This window comes from Lacticaseibacillus kribbianus, from assembly GCF_020180945.1.
GTDB lineage: Bacteria > Bacillota > Bacilli > Lactobacillales > Lactobacillaceae > Lacticaseibacillus > Lacticaseibacillus kribbianus.
Map to the genome: position 1 here is coordinate 1,523,555 of NZ_JAIPUL010000001.1, position 21,023 is coordinate 1,544,577.

Consider the following 21,023-nt stretch of genomic DNA (forward strand, 5'->3'; position numbering starts at 1 on the left):
CCTCCCGTGGCGGCCGCAGTCGCCGGTGCCTGGTGCCACGGCCGCGCTTCATTGAATGCGCGGCTGCTCAAAACGGTGCCGGCCGTGCCGGCACAAAAACCTACTTGTCGCCCACCTTGGCGATCAGCTCGTCGGTGAAGGTGTCGAGGCGCTCAAGGTCTTCGGCCTCGGGCTCCAGATCGATCTTGACGCTGGCCGAACCCTGGGTCGCGCCGGTCTGCTTGAAGGCCGCCTCAAACATCTCGACGGCCGTGCAGAAGCGCTCGTAGGCCGTGTCGCCGGAGCCGGCGACGCCAAACACCTTGCCGGGCAGCTCGAGCTCCTGCAGCTCGTCGTAAAAGTCCAGCGCCTCGTCCGGCAGCTCGCCGTCGGTCACGCCGGAGTAGGTGTAGGAGGCGACGACGCAGAGGTCGACGTCCAGAAAGTCCTCGGCCACCGCCTGGGAGATCTCCTGCACGTCGGTGTCGTACCCCGCCGCTTCCAACCGCTCGTTGATGTGGTTGGCGATAAGTTCATTGTTGCCAGTCAGGCTGGCGTAAACGATCAGTGCTGATGCCATGATGTCCTCCTTGTTCAACTGTTCACCCAAAATGCAGTGAGTACTTACTCATAAGATAGACCGTTGTGCGCGGTCACGCAAGAAAATTGTGATGCTTCGAACATTTTGTCACATTTCGCGCGACGACGCAAAACCGACGGCCCGGGCGCCGGCACGAACGGACCGCGGCCTCCGCCCTATCGCGTGGTGCGCGTGGTGCCGTGTGCGCTCCCACGATTGATTCTCGACCCCAACGACCGGTAGCGCCGTGGCAGCGCAAAGGGCGCCCACCACGCCCTCCCTTGGGAAATGCGTGGCAGGCGCCCTTGCAGACGTGCGCGTTAACTTTTGGTTTTGTGCGTGTGCGGTGCTGGCCGCGCCGCTTTCACCCCTCGGACAGCGCCTTGTCCATGATGGTGACGGCGACCACGTTCAGGTCGCCGAGGTCCGTGGTGGTCGCGCTGACCGGCACGAAGCCTTCCGCCTGCCAGAACGCGGCGGCCGGCTTGTTGTCGTCGACCACGGCGACGCGCAGGCGCGCGTAGTCCTTGAAGTGTGCCGCAAGCTGCGCCACAGCCTGCCGGCCGAGGCCGCGGCGCTGGTTGCTGGCCGGCAGGAGCAGCAGGCCGATGTACACCGTGCCCGCGTCCGGGTACCCCACCAGGAGGTCCAAGACGCCGACCGGCACGCCGTTTTCCAGCAGCAGGCCGTAGTGCTTGGCGCTGGCCGGCGCGTCGGCCGGCTTGGCCAGCCGGTCCTCGGTCACCGTCGCGCGCGTCGGGGCGGGCTGGTGGGTCAGGCGAAAGTAGTCCGGGGCTCCCTGGTACAGGGCGAGCGCCGCCTTGCGGTCGGACATGGCGCTCACGGGTTTGAAAGTCAGCATCATCACGCCTCCTTGAGGTAAAGCCGCTTCAGGTCCGCCTGCTCGCCGGCAGACAGCGCGAGGCCCTGTTCCAGGTAGCGGGCCATGCCGCCGTACTCGCTTGCGATGGTGGCAAGCGCCGCGTCCAGGTACTCGGGCCGGGCGATCCACAGGTCCGCGAGGCTCTGCTGCATGTTGGCGTTGGCGCCTTCACGCTTGGCGTCCGCGATCACCTTCGCCTTTTGGCCGCCGACGTACTGGTTCGTCGCCAGGTAGTCTTCGCGGATCGTCGCCTCGGGCACACCGAGCGCCGCCAGCGCGAACACCGCGGCCATCCCCGTGCGGTCCTTGCCGGCCGAGCAGTGAAACAGCACGGTGCCGTCCGTTTTGGCCAGCAGCAGGTCGAAGAAGTGGCGGTACGCCTTTTGCGACGTGGCGTTGGTGATGAATTCGCGGTAGGTCTTCAGCATGTTCTTGTAGCCGCCCTTAGCGTCGAAGGCGAACTCGGCCTGCTCCTCGGCCCAGGACTTCGTCACCTGGGTCTTGTCGTAGGGAAAAACGGGGTTGAAGTCGTAGTCCGCGCCGACCGGCAGCCGGTCGGGCGCCTCCGCGCGCTCCTCCGGCGAGCGGAAGTCAAGATCCGTGGTGACGCCGTGCGCGCCCAGGAACGCCTGGTCGCGCTCGGACAGCCGGTCCAGCTTGCCGGCGCGCACCAGCCGGTGGTCGGCGACCGTGCGACCGTCCGCCGTGCGGTAGCCGCCCAGGTCGCGGAAGTTGTAGCCGTGATGAATGTTCAGTAGTTGCACCAAGTCGTGATCCCCTTTTGTTCAGATTCTTACCTCTACCCTACCCGACCGCGCGCAGCATGTCCAGATGGGGAATGCCGTCCTCCAGGTAAACCGCGCTGGTCGGCGCGAAGCCGAACCCCGCGTAAAAATCCTGCAGGTAGGCCTGCGCCTGAATGCGCACCGGTTGATCCGGGTAGCGTCGCGCGATTTCGGCCAGCGTCGCTTCCACCAGCCGGCGGGCCAGGCCCTCGTGCCGGCGCTTGGCCACCACCAGCACCCGACCGAAGCTGATCGCGCCGCCGGCCGGCCACGGCACGATGCGCGCGTAGGCGACCAACGCGCCGGCGTCTGCCAGCACCACGTGCACCGCCTGGCGATCGCGGTCGTCGACCTCCTGGTAGGCACAGTTTTGCTCGACGACGAACACCTTGGTGCGCGCCGCCAGAATCGTCAGCAGCTCCTCCGGCGTCAGCGCTGCCGTCTCCTTGATCACCACGTCCATGCTACCGCTCCTTGATCATGTACAGCACCAAGTCGGCGACCGGTGCCACCTCGTCCTCCGCCACCGGCCGCCTGCCGTCCAGCCACGCCCCGGAGCCGTCCGGCACATAGCCGCGCCGCACGTAAAGCCGCTGGGCCGGCCCGTAGCCGGGGTGCAGCCCGACGCCCAGCGTCACCGGCAGCCCGGCGGCGGTTTCGGCCGCGGCCATCAGCGACGTGCCGACGCCGGCCTGGCGAAAGGCCGCAAACACGTTGAAGTCGGCCAGCTCCGGCAACTGCCCGGCCCAGGGCCCGTGCGGCGCCTTGGGCAAAAGCGTCAGGTAGCCGGCGACCTGACCCGCCACCTCCGCCACAAACACCCGGCGACTGCCGGCCGCCTGCTCCGCCAGGTACTGCGCGAGCACCCGCGGCCGCCCCGGCCAGCCCATCGCGGCGAAGCCGGCGTTGATCGCGTCAATATCCGTTTCCCGCATCTCGCGAATCCTCATCGTGTCCTCCTAATCGGCGAACGGCACGTCGCCGTTCAGGTAGTGCGCAAGCGCCCGCTCGTGCTGCGGGGAAAACAGCTTGGGCAGGGCGTCCGGCGCGAAGTAACGCAGCGCCGCGGTCTCGGCGTTGGCGGCGTCGAGCCGACCGCCGACGACGCGGCAGGCGAAAAACAGCACGACGCACTGGGCGACGTCGCCGTTTTGGTAGTGCTGAATCGCCCCGGAGTCGACCCCGAGCAGCCGAATCGGCGCGACCGCCAGCCCGGTTTCCTCCCGAAACTCGCGCGTGCAGGCCGAAGCCGCGGTTTCGCCGAACTCAAGCGCTCCGCCCGGCAGTCCCCAGCCGCCGTCGCTGCGTTCCTGCAGCAGAATCGCCCCGTCGGCGTCCGAAACGATGCCCCCGGCAAAGGTCAGAATCACCGGCGCGTGCCCGACCGCCCGGCGCAGGTCCTGAATGTAGTCCATCGCAATCCCTCCGCATCTCAGTTAGGTTCAGTATACCGTTGCCGCAACGGCGGCACAACGGGCGCGGTGCGGCATGAGTGGGCCAGCGCGCACTGACTCGCGCCGCCTCACCGCCAACCACCTGGCCGTCGTCGCCCCCCTCCCCGGCGCACCGGGCCATCCCCAATGTAGCCAGCCACCTGCACCGTAGCGGCCGCAGGGTCCCGGGCCGGTCAGGCCGAGAGAGAACCGGTGGCCCGGATGACCCGCGGGTTTTGCGGGGCATTCGCGCCACCGGTTCCGGCAGATTTGGCGACGGGCCAAACGCGAAGCGGCTCCGGCGCCAAATCTAGGGCCGAGACCAAGGCTTGGCCCGGCCGCACAGCCTGACCGGCCCGGGACCCGGAGGCCGCGGCCGTCAGCCCGCACGAATCCGGGCTTCGGAGGCCGCGGCCGCCACCACACAAACAGCAAAACCCCCGCACCGGCGAAGTGCCGGTGCGGGGGTCGCAAAGCAGCGGGTTAGCTGCCGATGGTGCCGTTGCCGTTGATGTCGTGGCCGGTGAGGTGCTCGACCTCGGCCATGTAGTCGTGCTGGGCGTCGGCCGGTGGCAGGTTGTTCTTCGGAATCTCGTCGACATTGGCGTAGATCTCGATGTGCTGGCGCAGGTTCTGGAACGTCATCGGGGCCTGGCCGCCGAACTCGCCGTCCAGGTTGATTTTCATCTCGCCGCCGTCGGTGCGGGTGGCCTTGAGCGTCCGGGTCTTGGTGTAGATGATGTTGGCATCGTCCACGTGGCGCCCGCCGTTCAGGACCTTGGCCATCAGCACCAGGATGTCGCCGAGGTTGCCGGTTTTGACCACAATCAGCGAGAACTTGCCGTCGCCGAGCGACGCGTCGGGCACGATCTGCTCGAAGCCGCCGATCGAGTTGGTCATCGCGAGCAGGAACATCGAGGCCGGCCCGTCGTAGCTGCCGTCGTCGAACTCCAGGTGCATCGGCACCGGGCGCACGCCGGGCAGCATCTCCGCGCCCTTGATGACGTAAGCGAAGTAGCCGAAGATCGACTTGAACTCGGACGGCACCGCGTAGGTCAGCTCGGTCAGCATGCCCCCGGCGGCGATGTTCATGAAGTAGTGGTCGTTGGCCTGGCCGATGTCCATCAGAAGCGTCTGCCCCTGCAGGATCATCTTGGCCGCGGCCACCGGGTCCTCGCGCGGAATCCGCAGGGCGCGCGCGTAGTCGTTGGTGGTGCCGGCCGGGATCAGCGCCATCTTCGGACGCTTCTCGTGCGGCGCGATGCCGTTGACCACCTCGTTGATGGTGCCGTCGCCGCCGGCCGCGACGATCAGGTCAAAGCCGGCCTCCGTCGCGCGCGCCGCCTCGGTTCTTGCGGACCATGGCGTGGGCGTGGTCTGAAAGGCGCTGCTCTCGTAGCCCGCCTGCTCCATCACGTCCAGAATGTCCGCAACGTAGCGCTTCATGCCCTCATTGCCGCTGGTTGGGTTGTAGATCAGTCGTGCCCGTTGCATGACGTCCTCCTTTTAGCGCTTGCTCAGCTCGCTCATCAGAATCTGGTTGACCACCTTCGGGTTGGCCTTGCCGTGCGTCTCCTGCATGATCTTGCCGACCAGGAAGCCGACGGCGCGGTCCTTGCCGCTGTGGAAGTCGTCGATACTCTGCTGGTTGGCGTCCAAAACGGCGTCGATGATCGGCGTCAGCTTAGCGGGGTCGGACAGCTGCACCATGCCCTTGGCCTCAACCCAGGCCTTGGGATCCGTGTCGTTGACAATGATCTCCTTGAAGACCTTCTTGGCGATCTTGCTGGAAATGGTGCCGTCCGCGATCAGCTTGATCATCTCGGCCAGGTGCGCCGGGGTCAGCGCGACGTCCTTGAGCTCGGCGTGCTCGGCGTTGAGGTAGCCCGACACCTCGCCCATCAGCCAGTTGGACGCAAGCTTCGGGTCGGCGCCCTCAGCCACGGTGGCCTCGAAGAAGTCGGACATCTCCAGCGTGTTGGTCAAAACGCCGGCGTCGTAGGCCGGAATCTTCCAGTCGTCGACGTAGCGGGCGCGCCGGCGGGCCGGCGGCTCCGGCAAAGTGGCCGCGACCTCATCGATCCAGGCCTGGGACACGTGCACCGGCGGCAGGTCGGGCTCCGGGAAGTAGCGGTAATCGTCCGCGCCTTCCTTGACGCGCATCAGGATGGTCTCCTTCTTGTCGACATCCCAGCGCCGCGTCTCCTGGCGCACGGTGCCGCCGGCCATCAGCAGCTGGGCCTGGCGCTTTTGCTCGTAGGCCAGGCCGTCTCGAACGTGCACGAAGGAATTCAGGTTTTTGATCTCGGTCTTGGTGCCGTACTTGGCGCTGCCGATCGGCGCGACGGACAGGTTGGTGTCCACGCGCATGGACCCTTCCTCCATCTTGACGTCGGAGGCGCCGGTGAACTGCACGATCTGGCGCAGCTGCTCGAGGTACTGGTAGGCCTCCTCGGGGCTTGCGATGTCCGGCTCAGACACGATTTCGATCAGCGGCGTGCCCTGGCGGTTCAGGTCGACGTAGGAGTAGCCGTCGTCTTCGTGCTGGTTTTTACCCGCATCCTCTTCGACGTGCAGCTCGTGGATGCCGATGCGCTTCTTCTTGCCGTCAACCTCGATTTCGATGTAGCCGTTGGTCGCCAGTGGCGTCTCGGACTGCGTAATCTGGTAGGCCTTCGGGTTGTCCGGGTAGAAGTAGTTCTTGCGGTCAAAATGGGTGTCGCGCGTGATGTCGGCGTGAAGCGCCAGCGCGACCATGATGCCGTAGCTGTACGCGCCCTTGTTGATGCTCGGCAAAACGCCCGGGAAGCCCCAGTCGATCACGTTGGTCTGCGTGTTGGGCGCGGCGCCGTAAGACACCGGCGTCGGCGAGTACATCTTGGACTTGGTCTTCAGCTCGACGTGGACCTCAAGCCCGATGGTGGTTTCAAAATTCATTCTGCACCTCCTGGCAGCTGGGCCAAGTAATCGTTGGCGGCCTCAAACGCATCGGCGGCCTGGAAAATCGTGGTCTCTTCGAACGGCTTGCCGATCAGCTGGAGCCCGACCGGCATGTCCGACACGAACCCGGCCGGAATCGACGCGGCGGGCAGGCCCGCCAGGTTGACCGGGATGGTCAGGATGTCGTTCATGTACATGGTCAACGGATCCGTCACCTTGTCGCCGATCTTGAAGGCGACCGTCGGCGTCGTCGGGCCCATGATCAGGTCGTAGTCCTCAAAGACTTTTTCGAAGTCGCGGGTGATCAGGGTGCGCACCTGCGCGGCCTTCTTGAAGTACGCGTCGTAAAAGCCCGCGGACAAAGAGAAGGTGCCGAGCATGATGCGGCGCTTGACCTCGGGTCCAAAGCCCTCGGAGCGCGAGCGCACGTAGACGTCCGTCAGGTTCTTGACGTCTTGGGCCCGGAAGCCGTAGCGGATGCCGTCGAAGCGCTGCAGGTTGGAGCTGGCCTCGGAGCTTGCGATGATGTAGTACGCCGGCACGGCGTACTTGGTGTGCGGCAGGCTGACCGTCTCGACCGTCGCGCCAAGCGCGCGGAACTGGTCGGCGGCCGCCTGGATGCGGGCGGCGACCTGCGGGTCAACGCCCTCGCCGAGGTACTCGGCCGGCAGCGCGATCTTCATCCCCGCGATGCTCTTCCCGATTTTTGCCGTGAAGTCCGGCACCGGCTCAGGGGAGGTGGTCGCGTCCTTGTCGTCGTGGCCGGCAATCACGTTCAGGGTCAACGCGGCGTCTGTCACCGTGCGGCTCAGCACGCCGACTTGGTCGAGGCTTGACGCAAAGGCGATGACGCCCCAGCGCGACACGCGGCCGTAAGTCGGCTTGATGCCGATCACGCCGTTGAAGGCGGCCGGCTGGCGGATCGAGCCGCCGGTGTCGGTGCCCAGGGCCACCGGCACCTCGCCGGCGGCCACGGCGGCCGCGCTGCCGCCTGAGGAGCCGCCCGGCACCCGGCTGTCGTCCCAGGCGTTCTTGGTCACCTTGAAGGCCGAGTTTTCCGTCGAGGAGCCCATGGCGAACTCATCGAGGTTGACCTTGCCGACGGTGACGGCGCCGGCCGCGTTGAGCTTCTCAACCACGGTCGCGTCGTAGATCGGCTCGAAGTGCTCGAGGATCTTGGAGGCCGCGGTGGTGGTCAGGCCCTTGGTGACGATGTTGTCCTTGACGGCAACCGGCACGCCGGCCAGCGGCTGGGAGAAGTCGCCGGCCTGGTCGACGGCCTCGGCCTGCGCCTGCGCCTGTGGGTTCAGCGTCAAAAAGGCCTGAAGCTTGCCGTCCTTGGCCTCGATGCGCGCGTTGGCCGCGGCCAAAAGCGCCTGGGCCGACGTCTGCTTGGCCGCAAGCGCCGCGTGCATTGCGGTGATCGTTAACTTATCCGCCACTAGTCTTCCTCCTTGTCGATGATGGCCGGAACCTGAATCAGCGTCCCCTTGGCCGTCGGGACGTTTTTGAACAGGTCTTCGACCTTGGTGTCGTTGTGCGGCACGTCTTCTCGCATCACGTTGTGCAGGTGGATGCTTTGGGTCGTCGCCGGCACGCCGGTGGTGTCGACCTCCTCCAGCTGCTCGACCATGTTCAGAATCTCGCCGAGCTGGGCGGTGTACTGGGTGAGCTCCGCGTCGCTGAAGCTCAGCCGCGACAGCTCCGCCACGTGGGCAACACTTTCTTTGGTGATCATCGAATCCCTACTTTCTGTTGGGGCAACGCGAAAAGCCAGCCACGAATGACTGGCCCGCTTGGCCCGTATTCTCATCATAGTTTACCATAAACCGCCGGCCAAAACGCGCGCAACTTGCGCCCCCGTGCGGTCAGTAGCTGCCAAAGACGTGGGTCGTGAAGTTCTTTTCACCGCTTTCTCTGGCGAGGAAGGCCTGGATGCCCTGCGTCGCCTGCACCGTGATTTCGATCTTGGCGCCGCTTGGCAGGTATTTGGCCGCCGTCGTCGCGACGTACTGGGTGAAGCTCTCCACCTCGGTCTCGCCGTAGAACTGGGTGTTGATGGTCACGTTGAGGCCGCTGAGCTCCCCGCCGTCGTAGTGGGCCTGCGCGGTGATCCCGGCCAAAGTCGGGAAGAAGTTCTCGACCTGGGTCGAGAAGTTGTTGAAGTCGGTGGCGACCGTGGTGTTGACCGGCTTGGCGTTGTTCACCACCGGCAGCACCTCGTTTTGCTGGTTGAGGGTCTTCCAGTCACCGAGGGTCGTGCCGCTTGACGCGGTGACCGTGGCGAAGAAGGTGCCGCCGACCAGCGAGTCGCGCGCCGCGTTCTTGTACAGGCTGACCACGATCGGAATGTCCTGACCGACGCCCTTCATCTGGCGGATGCGCGCGATCACCGTGGCGGCCATCTGCTTGCCCTCGCTTGCAAGCTTCGCCTGGTCGATGTGCGTCGTGTAGGTCGCGCCGTACTTCACCTTCTGGTAGTAGTCGTACTCGTTGAGCCCCAACGCGATGGCGATGCCGCCGTACTTGAGCTTGCCCTTGCTCTGCAGCATGTAGTCCTGCTCGACCAGGCTCTGCAGGTAGATCGGGCGCCGGTCGTTCTCGCCGGTCTTCTTGTTGTCCGTCGGGTTGAGCCCGTCGGCGTTGCTCTTGCTCTTGCGGCCGAGCCACTTGGTCGTCGTCGCGGTGCTCAGCAGCTGCCCCTCCTGGAACACGTACTTGGACGTGGCAAAATGGGTCTTGGCGATGTCTTGAAGCCCGGTTTCCATGCTCTTGATGTTGAAGCTGTTGCCGCCCTGGGTGTTGGTCTGCAGGGTCAGGCCGCGCGCGGAGCTGGTCTGGTAGCGGCCGTTTTTGATGACGCCCTGGTACATGCTGTCGTCCACCGTGCCGGTGGTCTGGTAAGTCGCCGTCTTGGTGCCGGAGCTTGCGGTGCTCGTGTCATCGAAGCTCAGCTTGCCGCACCCGACCAGCGTCACGGCCACCAGTGCGAGGGCACCGGCCAAAAATCTCTTCATTGCGTCATTCTCCTTTTTGCGTGCGCGCATCTGCACGCGCGCGCCTCCTGCTCGTCACGCCTGGTTCAGCGTCTGGGCCAGCTCGGCCGCGTCCATCACGGTCACGCCGAGGTCCTGGGCCTTCGTCAGCTTGGACCCGGCCGCCTCGCCGGCCACCAGCAGGTCCGTGCGCTTGGACACGGACCCGGTGACCTTGGCGCCGAGCTGCTTCAGCCGCGCGGTCAGCGCCGGGCGCGAGAAGTCCGCGAAGCTGCCGGTGATCACCACCGTCTTGCCGGCCCAAAAGCCGTCGGTTGCGGCGGGCGCCGCGCCCTTGTAGGCCAGGTTGACGCCGGCCTCGCGCAGCTCCTCAATCAGCACCTTGGCGCCCGGGTTCTTGAAGTAGGCGACCACCGAATCGGCGATGATCGGCCCGATGCCGTCGACCGCCGCGATGTCGTCGTGGGCGGCTGTCGCCAGGTGGTCCAGGTCGCCGAAGGCTGCAGCCAAAGACGCGGCGGCCTTGCCGCCGACGTGGCGGATGCCTAACCCAAATAGTAGGCGTTCCACCGAGTTTTGCCGACTGGCCTCAATCGCCTTTAACAAATTATTAACGGACTTCTCCTTGAACTTGTCCAGGTCGGCCAAGTCGGCGGCGGTCAGCCGGTACAGCCCGGCGACGTCGTCCACCAGCTTGCGGGCCAACAGCTGCTGGATGATCTTGGGTCCCAGCCCGTCGATGTTCATCGCGTTGCGGGAGGCGAAGTGGGTCAGCTGCTCCTGCACCTGCGCCGGGCAGCGCGGGTTGATGCAGCGCAGCGCCACCTCGTCGTCCAGGTGGACCAAAGGCTCCTTGCAGGACGGGCAGGTCGTCGGCACCGGCGCCGGCACGCTTGACGCCGGCCGCTTGGCCATCACGACGGTCGACACCTCGGGAATGATGTCCCCGGCCTTGTGCAGCATCACCGTGTCGCCGATGCGGATGTCCTTTTGGCGCAGCAGGTCGACGTTGTGCAGGCTGGCGCGGGCGACCGTGGTGCCGGCCAGCTGCACCGGCGTCATCACCGCGGTCGGCGTGACCACACCGGTGCGGCCGATGGTCCACTCGATGTCGAGGACCGTCGTCGCCGCCTCCTCGGGCGGAAACTTGTAGGCGATCTCCCACCGCGGCACCTTGACCGTGTTGCCAAGGGCCGCCTGAAGCGCCAGGTCGTTGACCTTGACCACGATGCCGTCGATGCCGTACGGCAAAGCGTCGCGGTCGGCGGTCTGGCTTTGAATGTAGTCGGCCATGGTGCTCATGTCCTTGGCCACCACGCTGGTCGGGTTGGTGGCAAAGCCGAGGTCTTTCATGAAGCCAAGCGCCTCATGCTGGGTGGTCAGCCCGTAGTTTTCCGGGGCGACCACCGTGTACATGAAGGTCGCCAGGCTGCGCGCGCGGGTCACCGCGACGTCCAGCTGGCGCAGGCTGCCGGCCGCGGCGTTGCGCGGGTTGGCAAACGGCGGCTCGCCGGCCGCCTCGCGCGCCGCGTTGAGCTTGGCGAAGGCGGCCTTGGGCATGTAGCACTCGCCGCGCACCTCGAGGTCAAGCGGGCGCGGCAGCGTCTGGGGAATGTCCGGAATCGTGCGGACGTTGGCGGTCACGTCCTCGCCGACGCTGCCGTCGCCGCGCGTGGAGCCCTGCACCAGCACGCCCTTTTCGTACACCAAAGACAGCGAGAGGCCGTCGATCTTGAGCTCGACGTTGTAGCCGTCCGGCGCCGGGTCGCTCGCAGCCAGGCGGTCCGCCCAGGCCTGAAGCGCCTCAAGCGAGAACACGTCGCCCATCGAGAGCATCGGCACCGGGTGCGGCACCTTGCTGAAGTCCGGCGACACGACGTCCCCGACCAGCTGCGTCGGGGAGTCCACGGCCACCAGATTCGGGTGCGCGGCCTCGATAGCCAGCAGGCGCTGGTAGGCGACGTCGTAGACATGGTCCTCCACGCTCGGCGCGTCTTCGGTGTAGTACTCGCGGCGCCAGCCGTTGAGCTTGGCCACCAGCGCCCGGTATTCGCTTGTCACATCAGATTCGGCCATCGTGTCTCTCCTTTACTTTTTGACGATCGGGGCAAAGGCGGTCAACAGGCGCTTGACGCCCTGCTGCGGAAAGGCGATGTCAAGCTCCTGATCGTCGCCTGACCCCGACACCTTGACCACGGTGCCGACGCCCCACTTGCGGTGCTCGGCCTTGTCGCCGACGGCCCAGGCCACCTTGCCCGCCGCGCTTGTCGGCGCGGCCGCGACGACCTTGGCGCCGGTGCCGACCGGGTGGCGCGAGTAGGTCGGCGTCACGGCGCGCTGGGTGCGGTCGATGAACGGAATGTTGGTCTTCGGCTGGGCCTGCCCGGCGCGCGTCAGCAGGTCGTCATCGATCTCGGTGATGAAGCGGCTCTCCGGGTTGTTTTGGCGCTGGCCGTAAAGCATCCGGCCGTACGCGTTGCTGAGGTAGAGCTTGGACTTGGCGCGGGTGATGCCGACGTAGGCCAGCCGGCGCTCCTCCTCAAGCTGGGTCTCGTCCATCGAAGCGCGCGACAGCGGGAAAAGCCCCTCCTCCATGCCGACCAGGAAAACGACCGGGAACTCCAGCCCCTTGGCGGCGTGCAGCGTCATCAGCGTGACCTCCTGCGCGTCCTCCTCAACGTCGTCTTGGTCGGACAACAGCGACAGCTCCGCGAGAAAATCGACGAAGATGTCGGAATCCTCCTCTTCGGGCCGGTACCGCGCGTCGAACTGCTGGGTCACCGACAGGAGCTCCTGCAGGTTTTCGATGCGGGTGTCCGCCTCCACCGACTCCTGGGCCTTGAGCGTCGGCAGGTAGCCGGTCTGGTCGAGAATCGCCTCCATCAGGGCGGTCACGGAGCCGTCCTGGCGCTTGGCCGCGATTTTTTCAATGGTGCGGCCGAACTGCACCAGCGCCGTGCGGGCCTTGCCGCCGACCTGAGAGAGCTCGGCGTTCGCCGCCGACTCCAGCAGGCTCCAGCCGTTGCCGTCGGCGAAGGCCTGAAGCTTCTCCAAAGACGTCGGGCCGATGCCGCGCTTGGGCTCGTTGACGATGCGGTTGAAGGACATGTCGTCGGCCGGGTTGACCACCAGCCGGAAGTACGCAAGGGCGTCTTTAATCTCCTTGCGGTCGTAGAACTTGTGGCCGCCGACCATCTTGTAGGGAATGCTCGACTTGACGAACACCTCTTCGATCGCACGCGACTGCGCGTTGGTGCGGTAGAGGATCGCGAAGTCGCCGTAGCGGCGGTGGTGCGACGCGGTCTGGGCCTCGATCTCCTTGATGATGAAAAAGGCCTCGTCCATCTCGTTTTGCGCCCGGTAGTAGGTGATCTTGTCGCCGGTTTTGTTTTGCGTCCACAGCGTCTTGACCTGGCGCGTCTTGTTGTTTTTGATCACCGCGTTGGCCGCGGCCAGGATGTTTTTGGTCGAGCGGTAGTTCTGCTCGAGCATCACGACCTGCGCCGTCGGGTAGTCCTTCTTGAAGTCCAGGATGTTTTGCATGTTGGCGCCGCGCCAGCCGTAGATGCTCTGGTCGGCATCCCCGACCACGCAGACGTTGTGGTAGCCCTCGCCGAGCATGTGCACCAGCTGGTACTGGGCCTCGTTGGTGTCTTGGTACTCGTCGACGTGGATGTACTGGAACTTGCGCTGGTAGAACTCAAGCGTCTCCGGGTTCTCTTGGAACAGCACGATGGTCTGCATGATCAGGTCGTCGAAGTCAAGCGCCTGGTCGGATCTGAGCCGGCGCTGGTACTCCTTGTAGACGCTGGCGACGATCTGCTCGTACGGCGTGCCGGCCGCCTTGGCGTAGTCCTCCGGCGTCTGCAGGTCGTTTTTGGCGTTGGAGATGGTGCCGAGCAAGGCTTTGGGGTCGTAGCGCTTGGGGTCGAGGTTCAGGTCGGCCAGGATGTGCTTGACCAGCGTCTTTTGCTCCGCCGGGTCGGCGATGGTGAAAGCGCGGGCCATGCCGAGCTTTTCGATGTCGCGGCGCAGGATGCGCACGCACAGCGCGTGGAAGGTCGACACCCAGACGTCGCGGGCGAGCTCCGGATCCAGCAGCTTGCCGACGCGCTCGCGCATCTCCTTGGCCGCCTTGTTGGTGAAGGTGATGGCCAGAATCCGCCACGGGTTGACGTTTTTCTCCTCAATCAGGTAGGCGATGCGGTGCGTCAGGACCCGCGTCTTGCCGGAGCCGGCGCCGGCCATGATCAAAACCGGCCCCTCGGTGGCCAGCACGGCCTCTTGTTGCTTGTCGTTCATGCCAATCAGTGCAGAATCCATGGAATCGTCCTTTCGCGTGCGCGTGGCCGAAGCCACTGGCTAAGCGCGCCGAATGCGTGGCGCGTATCGCTATTATTGTACCAGAAAACGGGGCAACACCAAAGGCGCCCCCCTGCGTGAAGTGCCCTACAATTGTTAGACAAGAAGTCTAACGATTGTGGGGCTTTTCTTATGACTAAATACAGTAGTGAATTTAAAATCAGGGTTGTCTCCAGGTATCTTAAGGGTGGCATAAGCTATAAAAATCTGTGCACAGAGTTTGGAATACCCCATGCCAGAATCGTCCAAACTTGGGTTAATCAGGCTAAGGCTCATGGCCTCGATTCTCTAAAAGTTAAGCATACAAACGTTGAATACTCCCAAACATTCAAGATTGCAGTGGTAGAGTATGTGCATACACATCAAATAAGTCGTGCGCAAACTGCGGCTCATTTCGGCATCTCACCCAGCCAGGTCAATTCTTGGTATCGCATCGTGAGAGATCAAGGGGTGGCTGGATTGCGCACTACTCAAAAAGGGAGACCAGCCATGGGTAAGCACAAGAAAATCAAACCAATCAAGAAACTTGAGCCGACGCAGGAAGAGAAGTACCAACAGGAGATTCTGGAACTCAAAAGCAAGCTTCACGAGGCAGAGCTGGATCGTGATATTTTAAAAGCACTCGCGACCCTGACGAAGAACTCACCGAAGCACTCTCAGCAAAAGTGAAGGCGGGCATCGTTACCTCGTTGAGGTCGCGCTATGGTTTTCAAGAGCTGCTTAGGCAACTCAAGTTGCCTCGAGCAACGTACTATGATCGCCTTAAGCGGGATAAGAAGGCCGACAAGTACGCTGAGATTAAGAAGTTCATCAAGCGGGTCTACTACGATTCTAGGGAGACGTACGGTTACCGGCGGATTCATGATGAAGCGTTGAAGCACGGGTTTCATTATGCCGAGGAGACGATTCGACGTCTGATGAGCGACATGGGCTTGAAAGTGACGATTTACTCCAAACACACGGCCAAGTACCACTCATACAAAGGCACGGTTGGTAATATCGTCCCCAATATCTTGAAGCAACATTTTGGCGCGAAACAGCCGCTCACCGTCCTTCACACCGATGTCACCCAGGTTCGGCTCTATAACGGCGAATGGGGTTACATCTCGTCGATTACCGATGAGGCTAGTCGCGAAGTCCTCGCCACCATTGTCAGTGCCTCACCAAATAAGGCGCTTATCCAAGCGACGCTTGACGAACTCAAACATCATCTCAAAGCAGGAGTACGACCGATTCTTCACTCTGATCAAGGCTGGCAGTATCAGATGCCAGACTATCAGCAGCGCCTGAAGGACATGAACATTGTTCAGAGCATGTCACGCAAGGGCAACTGCCATGATAATGCGCCAATTGAAAGCTTCTTCAACCTGATGAAGCGCGAGTGCCTGAATCGTTATCGGATTGATGACCTTGCCAGCCTGCGCCAGCTGGTGAACGGCTACGTTGATTGGTTCAACAATGCCAGAATCTCGAGAACCAAAAATGGCCTGACCCCAGTCGCGTACCGGGAACAGGCCATGATTGCTTGATTCAAAATTGAACTTGTCTAACTTTTCTATTGCACTTCAGCGGCCAAAGCCCGGGGCGACGCCTTTTTGCCGCGTGAGCGCTGTCATCAGTGAAAAATTTTGGGCCGTCAGTCGCCCAGCCGCTTCTCGCCTTCCAGCTGCTGGATCGCCGTGATGTCCTGGGTCACCTCGAGGCAGCCGAGGTAGCGGCCGGCGGCGTCAGTGATGGCGAAGTAGCGGATGTACACCATGCGCTCACCGTGCAAGTTGATCCAAAAATCGGCGTGCGTCTCCCGCCCGGCGTGGAAGTCGGCCAGGATCTTCTCGACCTTGTCCACCGAGCGCGGCGGGTGGCAGTTTTGCACCTTGCGCCCGATCACGGCCGTGGTGCGCGGGAAGACCCGCTCGCCGGAGTCGGAGAACCAGCGCACGGTGTCGGTGTCGTCGACGAAGGTGAGGTCAAGCGGCAGCAGGCGCAGCACATGGGTGAGCTGGGCCAGGTCGAAGCTCCCGGTTGGCAGCAGCACCCGCGCCGGGTGCACGCCGTCGATCTCGATGCGCCCGTCCGCCGTGCCCGAGGTGCCGGGCACCGGCCCGCTCGGCGCCTGGGCCAGCGCGGCCGCGATCTCGGGCGGCATGCCGGCCGGGACGTCCGGTGCTGTGGCGGCAGCCGCGGTCGCTTCCGGGACGGCCGCCGCTTCGGTCGCGGTCGGGGCTGCGGGGGCCGACTTGGCCGGGTGGCCCGCCGGGATCGCCTCGGCGGCCGGGGCTGCGGTGCCGCCGGCCTTGCGCGGCGCGATCGAGATCCGCGGGCCGTCTGGCGAAGCGTCCGCATCCGCGGCGTCTGCCTGCGGGGCCGCGGCCCGGGCCGCCTCAAGCTTGGCCTGCGTGGCCAGCGGCACCGGCGCCGGCTGGCCCTGGTGGATTGTCGCGAGCAGCTCGGCGTCGCTTGGCGCCTTTGCAGTGCGAGCGGAGCCCAGCTCCTGGCTTGCGGCCAGCGCCTTGGCCATCTCGTTGAGCTCCTGCGCCATCTTGGACGGCTTCGGCTGCGCTGCCAGCTGTGCTTTGGTCGGCTGCCACGGCAGCGGTTCGGGAATCAGCGTGAAGCCGATGGCCGCGGACTCGCGCTGCACCAGCGCCCAGTCGGCGGCGGTGAAGACCTCAAGCACCATCGGCAGCATGATCTCCTCTTCCTTGAAGACCATCTCGTCGACCTCCTTGGCCGCCTTCTCGACGGCCGCCTCGATCACATACAAATCGTTCAGCGGCCGCGTCGCCACCAGCCGCCGGGCGTCCTTGATCCAGCCGCGGATCTCGTCGTCGACGCCCCACATCACCTTGGGCGGCGCGGTGATGCCGTACTTGTCCATCAGCGGGAAAATCAGGTTCTCCTTGCGCAGGTAGTGGCGGTCGATGGTCGCAAGGTCTTCAAGCGCGGCGGCGATGCGGGCCAAAAGTGCCGCGTCGGTGCCGTATTGCTGCCACTTCTTGAGCGCCGGCAGCAGCTCGTCGTTGAGCAGCGACATCAGCACGACGTTTTCGAGCTTCATCACCTGCACCGGGTGGCCGGGAATGTCTGCCATCGGCGTCTTCTCGCCGTTGGTGATCTTGCCGCGGAAGACCGCGGCGTGCACGTTGCACAGCGTCTGGATCGCCATCGGGTTCAGGCCGCTTGCGATCAGCTCGCGCTCGGCGCTGGTGATCTCTGCGACGTCGACGCCGTCGAAGGTCGCGTCAAAAATCGCCTTGGCCGCCTCGAAGTCGCCGCCGTCGTGCAGCATGGACAGGATCTCCACAATTTTTTTCTGCCGGGTCACGGCGTTGTGTTCAGTCATCTGTTGTCACCTCAAAGCCGGCGGCCGCCAGCGCGGCCGTCAGCTGCGTCATCGGAATGTGCTTCATGCGCGCGCCCTTGGCCAGCGTCATGAAGCGCCCCACCGTGTTCAACAGCGCCGGGTCGGTCACGCCGTCGAGGCCCATCTGGACCATGACCGGCACGATGGCCGGGTGGGCGAGCACCAGCTCCCGCACCGGGGTGTTCAGGCTGATTGACGTCATCGGGTTTCCTCCTCCTTCATCAGGCGGTTCACGCCGGCCACCGCGGCCGCTGGATCCACCGGGTGGCCCTGCAGGTAGGCGTACAGCGCGTGGGTGGTCAGCGCGTCGTACAGCGCGCCGTGCGCCATCACCGCGTTGAGCCCCAGGTACACGCGGTACTTGGACAGGCTGACCTCGGGCATCCCCGGCATCGGCCCCACCGCCTCGGCGAGCTTGGCCACGTCCAGCACCCGGCCGGCCTGGGGAAAAAGCGCGAACTGGCGCCGAAGCACAGCCAGGTCCCCGCCGCGCACGGAAAAGCCGAGCAGCTCGTCGTCGCCGACAAAGCCCAGGAAGGCGGCCAAGGCGGCCTCCGGGGTCTGCCCGTAGCGGTTCAACAGCCGCGCGTCCAGCGCCGTCATCCGCTGCGACTGCAGGTTCAGGTGGCAGCCGGCCGGAATCTTGACGAACGTGTTGAACGCCTGAGCCATCCTGCCCTGGCGCACCTTGAGCGCACCGATCTCGGTGATGAACCAGCCCTCGCGCGCGTTGCCGCTGGAGAACTCGAGGTCAAAGACGGTGTAATCGCGCGGCGCGTCGTGCGCCAGCACCAAAGGCGCCTCGCGCCTGGCGAAGGCCGGGTGCGACGGTTTCGGGTAGCGGTGCGGGCGCAGGGCGCGCGCCCGGGCCGTGGCCGCCGCGCGCTGCTCCGGGCCGGCCCAGCTGGTCGCCTTGGGTGCGCCGAGCACGATCGGCCCGATGGCGTCTGCGGTGAACGCCTGCGGCCACGGCGTCATCATCGGCCGCACCGTCAGCGGCAGCCCGGCCCTCGCCAAAACGGCCGCGGTTTCCGCCGCCACCGGTCCGTACAGCGTGACGGTCAGCGTGCGCTCGGGCTCCAGGCGCAGGCGGTGACAGACGGCCTGCAGCGCCAGCAGGTGGTTGGCGACCGCCCGCACCCGCGGCCAGTCCGCGGCCAGTGTTGCGGGCAGCTGCGCGGGGTCGCGGAGCGTCGCGACGTACGCGGCGATCAGCTTGCGCAGCACCTTGTCGACCGGCTGCCCGGCGCGCGGCGTCTCCCACAGCTCGACGGTCGGCGCAAGGCCCGGCGCGGCCACTTTTTGCCCGTCCAGGGTCAGCCGGGCCGGCCACAGGCCCTGGACCTCGACCAGTGTGGTCTGCCCCACCGGCAGCACCGCCACGCGCGTGGTTGCCCCGCCGCCCAGGCGTGCGAGCGCCTGCAGGGCGGCCTGCAGCGTCAGCGCCCAGTCGGCCTCGGTGAGGGGTTGTTGTACGATTGCCTTGAATTCCACAGTGCGTCTTCCTTCCCGTGCGTCGGCCCAAAGTTTTTTCTGGTATACTGTGGGCAGACACCTTGTGCCTAATATCATAGCATAATTGAGCGGAGGCGACAGCGTGGCCCTATGGCACCTCATGTTTAAGCGTCCGGCCTACACCAAAGGCCAGATGAAACACATCGTCTACACCCTGGAGGACGCCCAGTCGTTCGGCGGCTTTGCCCTGAACCACGTCGGCATCGTCCGGGAAACCCAGGAGCTGTGGTACGTCGACCTCGACTTCGTGCAGCCGATCGGCCTGACCCAGGCGCTGTTCGAGGAGATGACCAAGTACCTAGTGGTCCTGGCCGGGCGCATCGACAAGGCGCCTTTGCCGGTCTACTTCGCCGTGATGCAGCGCACACTCGCCGAGCTCGACATCACCTACCACCAGTACCCCGACCACAGCCTCGACATCATGTTCTGGCAGGGCGCCCCGATCGTCGCGCCCGCCACGGATCAATCGGCACTGCGATTTCGCGATGACGCGGAGAAAGGATAACGCATGAACCCAATTCAGTACGTCTGCCCCAAGTGCGGCAACCACAGCTACGAGGCCGACAAGTTCCAGGCCACCGGCGGCAACTTCGCCAAGATTTTCGACGTCCAAAACAAGCGCTTCGTGACCGTCTCCTGCACCCAGTGCGGCTACACCGAGCTGTACCGCCAGACCACCAGCACCGGCATGAACGTGCTCGACTTCCTGCTGAGCAACTGATGACGCCAAAACGGCAGCCCCGCCTCCGATTGAGGAGGCGGGGCTGCCGTTTTTTGCTGAGGCTTGAACTATGCCTGACCCGGCAGTCACAAGGGCCCGGTTACGCCGTGCCCCCAGACGGTCGCGGTCCGCGCAGGCAGGCGGCGCGGCCGGCCCACGGCCTCCGCGTGCCGGCGCTCACTGGTCCTTGTCCGGCACCGACACGCTGCGGTCCACGGTGCTGCGCCCGGTCGCGTAGTCGTAGCGGATCTCGTTTTGCACGTTGAACACGTAGACGTTGAAGTCCAGCCCCGAAGCCGCCTTGGCCCGCAGCCAGTAGCCGCGCGGCATCAGCTCCGATCCGCGAAACACGGTAGTGACCTTGTAGATCACGCGCTGGCGCTTGGCCAGGGCGTCTCGCACCTGCTGCTCGAAGGGCTGCATCAGCACCTGGTTGGCGAATTCGGTCTGTGAGGCGAGGTTCTTGGGGTTGTCGCTTGAGCCAAGCTCGCCTTGCTTGTAGTTGCCATCGCTGTCCAGGTTCCCGGACAGGGTGTAGGCGATCAGGTGCCCGCGGTTTTGGCGGTTGACCCGGCGCCCGTCCACCCAGGTGTAGCGGTTGTGCCAACCGGTGGGCTCGAAGGTCTGCCCCGGCCGCCCCGCCGACTTGATCAGGGTGCGCGCGTCCAGGTAGCCGACGTTGGTGGTCGTGCGATTCAGCGAATCCAGGTTGCCGTACTGGATGCGCGGCCCCTGCCACTTGGCGAGGTCCAGCCCGGACGCGTCGCCGCCGACCTCGATCACGGGGTCGCTGTCGTTTGCGTAGTCCATCGCGGCCAGCTTCTTGTAGGTGGTCTGGTCTGCCCCGGCCGCCACCGTGGTCGTGGTCTTTTGCGCCGGTGCCGGCGCCTGGCCGTTTTGCCACGCGTTGAATCCCCACGCCGCCAACGCGATCAGCGCGGTGGCGGCCACACTGGCCAGGCTGGCCTGCTTGCGTCGTCTTGCCATGTTACAAGTCCCCCTTGGTATCAAAAAAGCCTCGCGTCCGCGAGGCCAATCTGCCGTCTACTGGATTCGAACCAGCGACCCCTTCATTACGAATGAAGTGCTCTGCCAACTGAGCTAAGACGGCATCATGCGCTGCCAGACGGCCAAGCCGTCGCAACAACAAGATTGATTATACCTGACGCAAATCGCGGTGTAAACCCCTTTTCAGGGTCTTTTTGCGCGATCTGCGGCCGGTCTCAAGATAAAAAAACAGGCCGCAGGCGGCCCGTATCTCCTCCGGATGTCAGGCTCGAACTGACGACACCCTGATTAACAGTCAGGTGCTCTACCACTGAGCTAATCCGGAAAAACAAAAAAAGCGCGGCAGCTTCCTACCCTCGCAGGCAGTCACCCACCAACTACTCTCGGCGTTGAGAAGCTTAACTTCTGTGTTCGGCATGGGAACAGGTGTATCCTTCTCGCTATCGCCACCGCACTT

General features: G+C 64.6%; 21 protein-coding genes, 2 tRNA genes, 1 rRNA gene and 1 pseudogene. 5 read left to right on the forward strand and 20 right to left on the reverse strand.

What is annotated here, in order from left to right; translation table 11 throughout:
* Nucleotides 1–100: 100 nt before the first annotated feature.
* The 13 genes from LE416_RS07245 to pcrA all read right to left on the reverse strand — a co-directional run bounded on the left by LE416_RS07245 (nt 101) and on the right by pcrA (nt 13,919).
* Nucleotides 101–559 (reverse strand): flavodoxin, encoded by a 459-nt coding sequence (locus LE416_RS07245; RefSeq protein ID WP_225047787.1) that lies wholly within the window; start codon nt 557–559, stop codon nt 101–103.
* Between the two features lie 364 nt (nt 560–923).
* Nucleotides 924–1,421 (reverse strand): GNAT family N-acetyltransferase, encoded by a 498-nt coding sequence (locus tag LE416_RS07250; protein WP_225047788.1) that lies wholly within the window; start codon nt 1,419–1,421, stop codon nt 924–926.
* A 2-nt stretch (nt 1,422–1,423) separates the two neighbouring features.
* Complete coding sequence (locus LE416_RS07255) at nt 1,424–2,206, reverse strand: tyrosine-protein phosphatase (protein WP_225047854.1); 783 nt, start codon at nt 2,204–2,206, stop codon at nt 1,424–1,426.
* Nucleotides 2,207–2,246: 40 nt separating this feature from the next.
* On the reverse strand, nt 2,247–2,690 hold the full coding sequence (locus LE416_RS07260; RefSeq protein ID WP_225047789.1) for a GNAT family N-acetyltransferase: 444 nt from the start codon (nt 2,688–2,690) through the stop codon (nt 2,247–2,249).
* A 1-nt stretch (nt 2,691) separates the two neighbouring features.
* The gene (locus LE416_RS07265; RefSeq protein ID WP_225047790.1) at nt 2,692–3,177 is read right to left on the reverse strand and encodes a GNAT family N-acetyltransferase; all 486 of its coding nucleotides are present in this window, start codon (nt 3,175–3,177) and stop codon (nt 2,692–2,694) included.
* A 9-nt stretch (nt 3,178–3,186) separates the two neighbouring features.
* Nucleotides 3,187–3,642 (reverse strand): NUDIX hydrolase, encoded by a 456-nt coding sequence (locus LE416_RS07270; protein WP_225047791.1) that lies wholly within the window; start codon nt 3,640–3,642, stop codon nt 3,187–3,189.
* Nucleotides 3,643–4,143: 501 nt separating this feature from the next.
* The gene (locus LE416_RS07275) at nt 4,144–5,154 is read right to left on the reverse strand and encodes a diacylglycerol kinase (protein WP_225047792.1); all 1,011 of its coding nucleotides are present in this window, start codon (nt 5,152–5,154) and stop codon (nt 4,144–4,146) included.
* Nucleotides 5,155–5,166: 12 nt separating this feature from the next.
* The gene (gene gatB / locus LE416_RS07280; protein ID WP_225047793.1) at nt 5,167–6,597 is read right to left on the reverse strand and encodes an Asp-tRNA(Asn)/Glu-tRNA(Gln) amidotransferase subunit GatB; all 1,431 of its coding nucleotides are present in this window, start codon (nt 6,595–6,597) and stop codon (nt 5,167–5,169) included.
* Nucleotides 6,594–8,015 carry an Asp-tRNA(Asn)/Glu-tRNA(Gln) amidotransferase subunit GatA gene (gene gatA, locus LE416_RS07285; protein ID WP_225047855.1) on the reverse strand — a complete coding sequence of 474 codons (1,422 nt, stop codon included), beginning with the start codon at nt 8,013–8,015 and terminating at the stop codon, nt 6,594–6,596. Before gatA ends, gatB begins: the two co-directional genes overlap by 4 nt.
* A gap of 26 nt (nt 8,016–8,041) precedes the next feature.
* Nucleotides 8,042–8,338 (reverse strand): Asp-tRNA(Asn)/Glu-tRNA(Gln) amidotransferase subunit GatC, encoded by a 297-nt coding sequence (gene gatC, locus LE416_RS07290; protein ID WP_225047794.1) that lies wholly within the window; start codon nt 8,336–8,338, stop codon nt 8,042–8,044.
* Between the two features lie 130 nt (nt 8,339–8,468).
* Nucleotides 8,469–9,617 (reverse strand): CamS family sex pheromone protein, encoded by a 1,149-nt coding sequence (locus LE416_RS07295; RefSeq protein ID WP_225047795.1) that lies wholly within the window; start codon nt 9,615–9,617, stop codon nt 8,469–8,471.
* A 54-nt stretch (nt 9,618–9,671) separates the two neighbouring features.
* Nucleotides 9,672–11,672, reverse strand: a complete 2,001-nt coding sequence (gene ligA / locus LE416_RS07300) for an NAD-dependent DNA ligase LigA (protein ID WP_225047796.1) — start codon at nt 11,670–11,672, stop codon at nt 9,672–9,674.
* 12 nt (nt 11,673–11,684) lie between these two features.
* Nucleotides 11,685–13,919, reverse strand: coding sequence for a DNA helicase PcrA (pcrA, locus tag LE416_RS07305; RefSeq protein ID WP_225047797.1), 2,235 nt, complete (start codon nt 13,917–13,919; stop codon nt 11,685–11,687).
* Nucleotides 13,920–14,090: 171 nt separating this feature from the next.
* On the opposite strand from pcrA, the pseudogene LE416_RS07310 reads away from it, so the two are divergent.
* From LE416_RS07310 to LE416_RS07320, 3 genes and pseudogenes are all read left to right on the forward strand, one after another.
* Nucleotides 14,091–14,432: pseudogene (locus tag LE416_RS07310) on the forward strand (transposase); the annotation flags it as partial.
* A gap of 15 nt (nt 14,433–14,447) precedes the next feature.
* Nucleotides 14,448–14,627, forward strand: coding sequence for a hypothetical protein (locus tag LE416_RS07315; RefSeq protein ID WP_225047806.1), 180 nt, complete (start codon nt 14,448–14,450; stop codon nt 14,625–14,627).
* Nucleotides 14,624–15,487 carry an IS3 family transposase gene (locus tag LE416_RS07320; RefSeq protein ID WP_225046558.1) on the forward strand — a complete coding sequence of 288 codons (864 nt, stop codon included), beginning with the start codon at nt 14,624–14,626 and terminating at the stop codon, nt 15,485–15,487. The genes LE416_RS07315 and LE416_RS07320 overlap by 4 nt, the downstream gene beginning before the upstream one ends.
* Nucleotides 15,488–15,594: 107 nt before the next feature.
* Here LE416_RS07320 and LE416_RS07325 read toward each other — a convergent pair whose 3' ends face one another.
* The 3 genes from LE416_RS07325 to LE416_RS13175 are packed head-to-tail and all read right to left on the reverse strand — an operon-like array spanning nt 15,595 to nt 18,816.
* On the reverse strand, nt 15,595–17,301 hold the full coding sequence (locus LE416_RS07325; RefSeq protein WP_225047798.1) for a DUF438 domain-containing protein: 1,707 nt from the start codon (nt 17,299–17,301) through the stop codon (nt 15,595–15,597).
* On the reverse strand, nt 17,294–17,524 hold the full coding sequence (locus tag LE416_RS07330; protein ID WP_225047799.1) for a DUF1858 domain-containing protein: 231 nt from the start codon (nt 17,522–17,524) through the stop codon (nt 17,294–17,296). Before LE416_RS07330 ends, LE416_RS07325 begins: the two co-directional genes overlap by 8 nt.
* Complete coding sequence (locus LE416_RS13175; RefSeq protein ID WP_225047800.1) at nt 17,521–18,816, reverse strand: 3'-5' exonuclease; 1,296 nt, start codon at nt 18,814–18,816, stop codon at nt 17,521–17,523. Before LE416_RS13175 ends, LE416_RS07330 begins: the two co-directional genes overlap by 4 nt.
* 103 nt (nt 18,817–18,919) lie before the next feature.
* Between LE416_RS13175 and LE416_RS07340 the strand changes: the two genes are divergently transcribed.
* Both LE416_RS07340 and LE416_RS07345 read left to right on the forward strand, forming a co-directional pair.
* Complete coding sequence (locus LE416_RS07340) at nt 18,920–19,342, forward strand: hypothetical protein (protein WP_225047801.1); 423 nt, start codon at nt 18,920–18,922, stop codon at nt 19,340–19,342.
* Between the two features lie 3 nt (nt 19,343–19,345).
* Nucleotides 19,346–19,558 carry a zinc ribbon domain-containing protein gene (locus LE416_RS07345; RefSeq protein ID WP_225047802.1) on the forward strand — a complete coding sequence of 71 codons (213 nt, stop codon included), beginning with the start codon at nt 19,346–19,348 and terminating at the stop codon, nt 19,556–19,558.
* Between the two features lie 177 nt (nt 19,559–19,735).
* On the opposite strand, the gene LE416_RS07350 is transcribed toward LE416_RS07345, so the two are convergent.
* The 4 genes from LE416_RS07350 to rrf form a co-directional block, all read right to left on the reverse strand.
* Nucleotides 19,736–20,545 carry a DNA/RNA non-specific endonuclease gene (locus LE416_RS07350; protein ID WP_225047803.1) on the reverse strand — a complete coding sequence of 270 codons (810 nt, stop codon included), beginning with the start codon at nt 20,543–20,545 and terminating at the stop codon, nt 19,736–19,738.
* A 51-nt stretch (nt 20,546–20,596) separates the two neighbouring features.
* Nucleotides 20,597–20,669, reverse strand: a tRNA-Thr gene (locus LE416_RS07355).
* A gap of 150 nt (nt 20,670–20,819) precedes the next feature.
* Nucleotides 20,820–20,891 (reverse strand) — tRNA-Asn (locus LE416_RS07360).
* A gap of 12 nt (nt 20,892–20,903) precedes the next feature.
* A 5S ribosomal RNA gene (gene rrf, locus LE416_RS07365) occupies nt 20,904–21,020 on the reverse strand.
* Between the last annotated feature and the right edge of the window lie 3 nt (nt 21,021–21,023).

What these genes read in the sequence shown, in the direction of transcription:
- LE416_RS07270 (WP_225047791.1), bottom strand. Translation starts at nt 3,642, where the DNA reads ATGGACTACATTCAGGACCTGCGCCGGGCGGTCGGGCACGCGCCGGTG.
- LE416_RS07275 (WP_225047792.1), bottom strand. Translation starts at nt 5,154, where the DNA reads ATGCAACGGGCACGACTGATCTACAACCCAACCAGCGGCAATGAGGGC.
- LE416_RS07260 (WP_225047789.1), bottom strand. Translation starts at nt 2,690, where the DNA reads ATGGACGTGGTGATCAAGGAGACGGCAGCGCTGACGCCGGAGGAGCTG.
- LE416_RS07345 (WP_225047802.1), top strand. Translation starts at nt 19,346, where the DNA reads ATGAACCCAATTCAGTACGTCTGCCCCAAGTGCGGCAACCACAGCTAC.
- LE416_RS07350 (WP_225047803.1), bottom strand. Translation starts at nt 20,545, where the DNA reads ATGGCAAGACGACGCAAGCAGGCCAGCCTGGCCAGTGTGGCCGCCACC.
- ligA (WP_225047796.1), bottom strand. Translation starts at nt 11,672, where the DNA reads ATGGCCGAATCTGATGTGACAAGCGAATACCGGGCGCTGGTGGCCAAG.
- LE416_RS07330 (WP_225047799.1), bottom strand. Translation starts at nt 17,524, where the DNA reads ATGACGTCAATCAGCCTGAACACCCCGGTGCGGGAGCTGGTGCTCGCC.
- gatA (WP_225047855.1), bottom strand. Translation starts at nt 8,015, where the DNA reads ATGCACGCGGCGCTTGCGGCCAAGCAGACGTCGGCCCAGGCGCTTTTG.
- LE416_RS07315 (WP_225047806.1), top strand. Translation starts at nt 14,448, where the DNA reads ATGGGTAAGCACAAGAAAATCAAACCAATCAAGAAACTTGAGCCGACG.
- gatB (WP_225047793.1), bottom strand. Translation starts at nt 6,597, where the DNA reads ATGAATTTTGAAACCACCATCGGGCTTGAGGTCCACGTCGAGCTGAAG.
- gatC (WP_225047794.1), bottom strand. Translation starts at nt 8,338, where the DNA reads ATGATCACCAAAGAAAGTGTTGCCCACGTGGCGGAGCTGTCGCGGCTG.
- LE416_RS07325 (WP_225047798.1), bottom strand. Translation starts at nt 17,301, where the DNA reads ATGACTGAACACAACGCCGTGACCCGGCAGAAAAAAATTGTGGAGATC.
- LE416_RS07295 (WP_225047795.1), bottom strand. Translation starts at nt 9,617, where the DNA reads ATGAAGAGATTTTTGGCCGGTGCCCTCGCACTGGTGGCCGTGACGCTG.
- LE416_RS07245 (WP_225047787.1), bottom strand. Translation starts at nt 559, where the DNA reads ATGGCATCAGCACTGATCGTTTACGCCAGCCTGACTGGCAACAATGAA.
- LE416_RS07265 (WP_225047790.1), bottom strand. Translation starts at nt 3,177, where the DNA reads ATGAGGATTCGCGAGATGCGGGAAACGGATATTGACGCGATCAACGCC.
- pcrA (WP_225047797.1), bottom strand. Translation starts at nt 13,919, where the DNA reads ATGGATTCTGCACTGATTGGCATGAACGACAAGCAACAAGAGGCCGTG.
- LE416_RS07250 (WP_225047788.1), bottom strand. Translation starts at nt 1,421, where the DNA reads ATGCTGACTTTCAAACCCGTGAGCGCCATGTCCGACCGCAAGGCGGCG.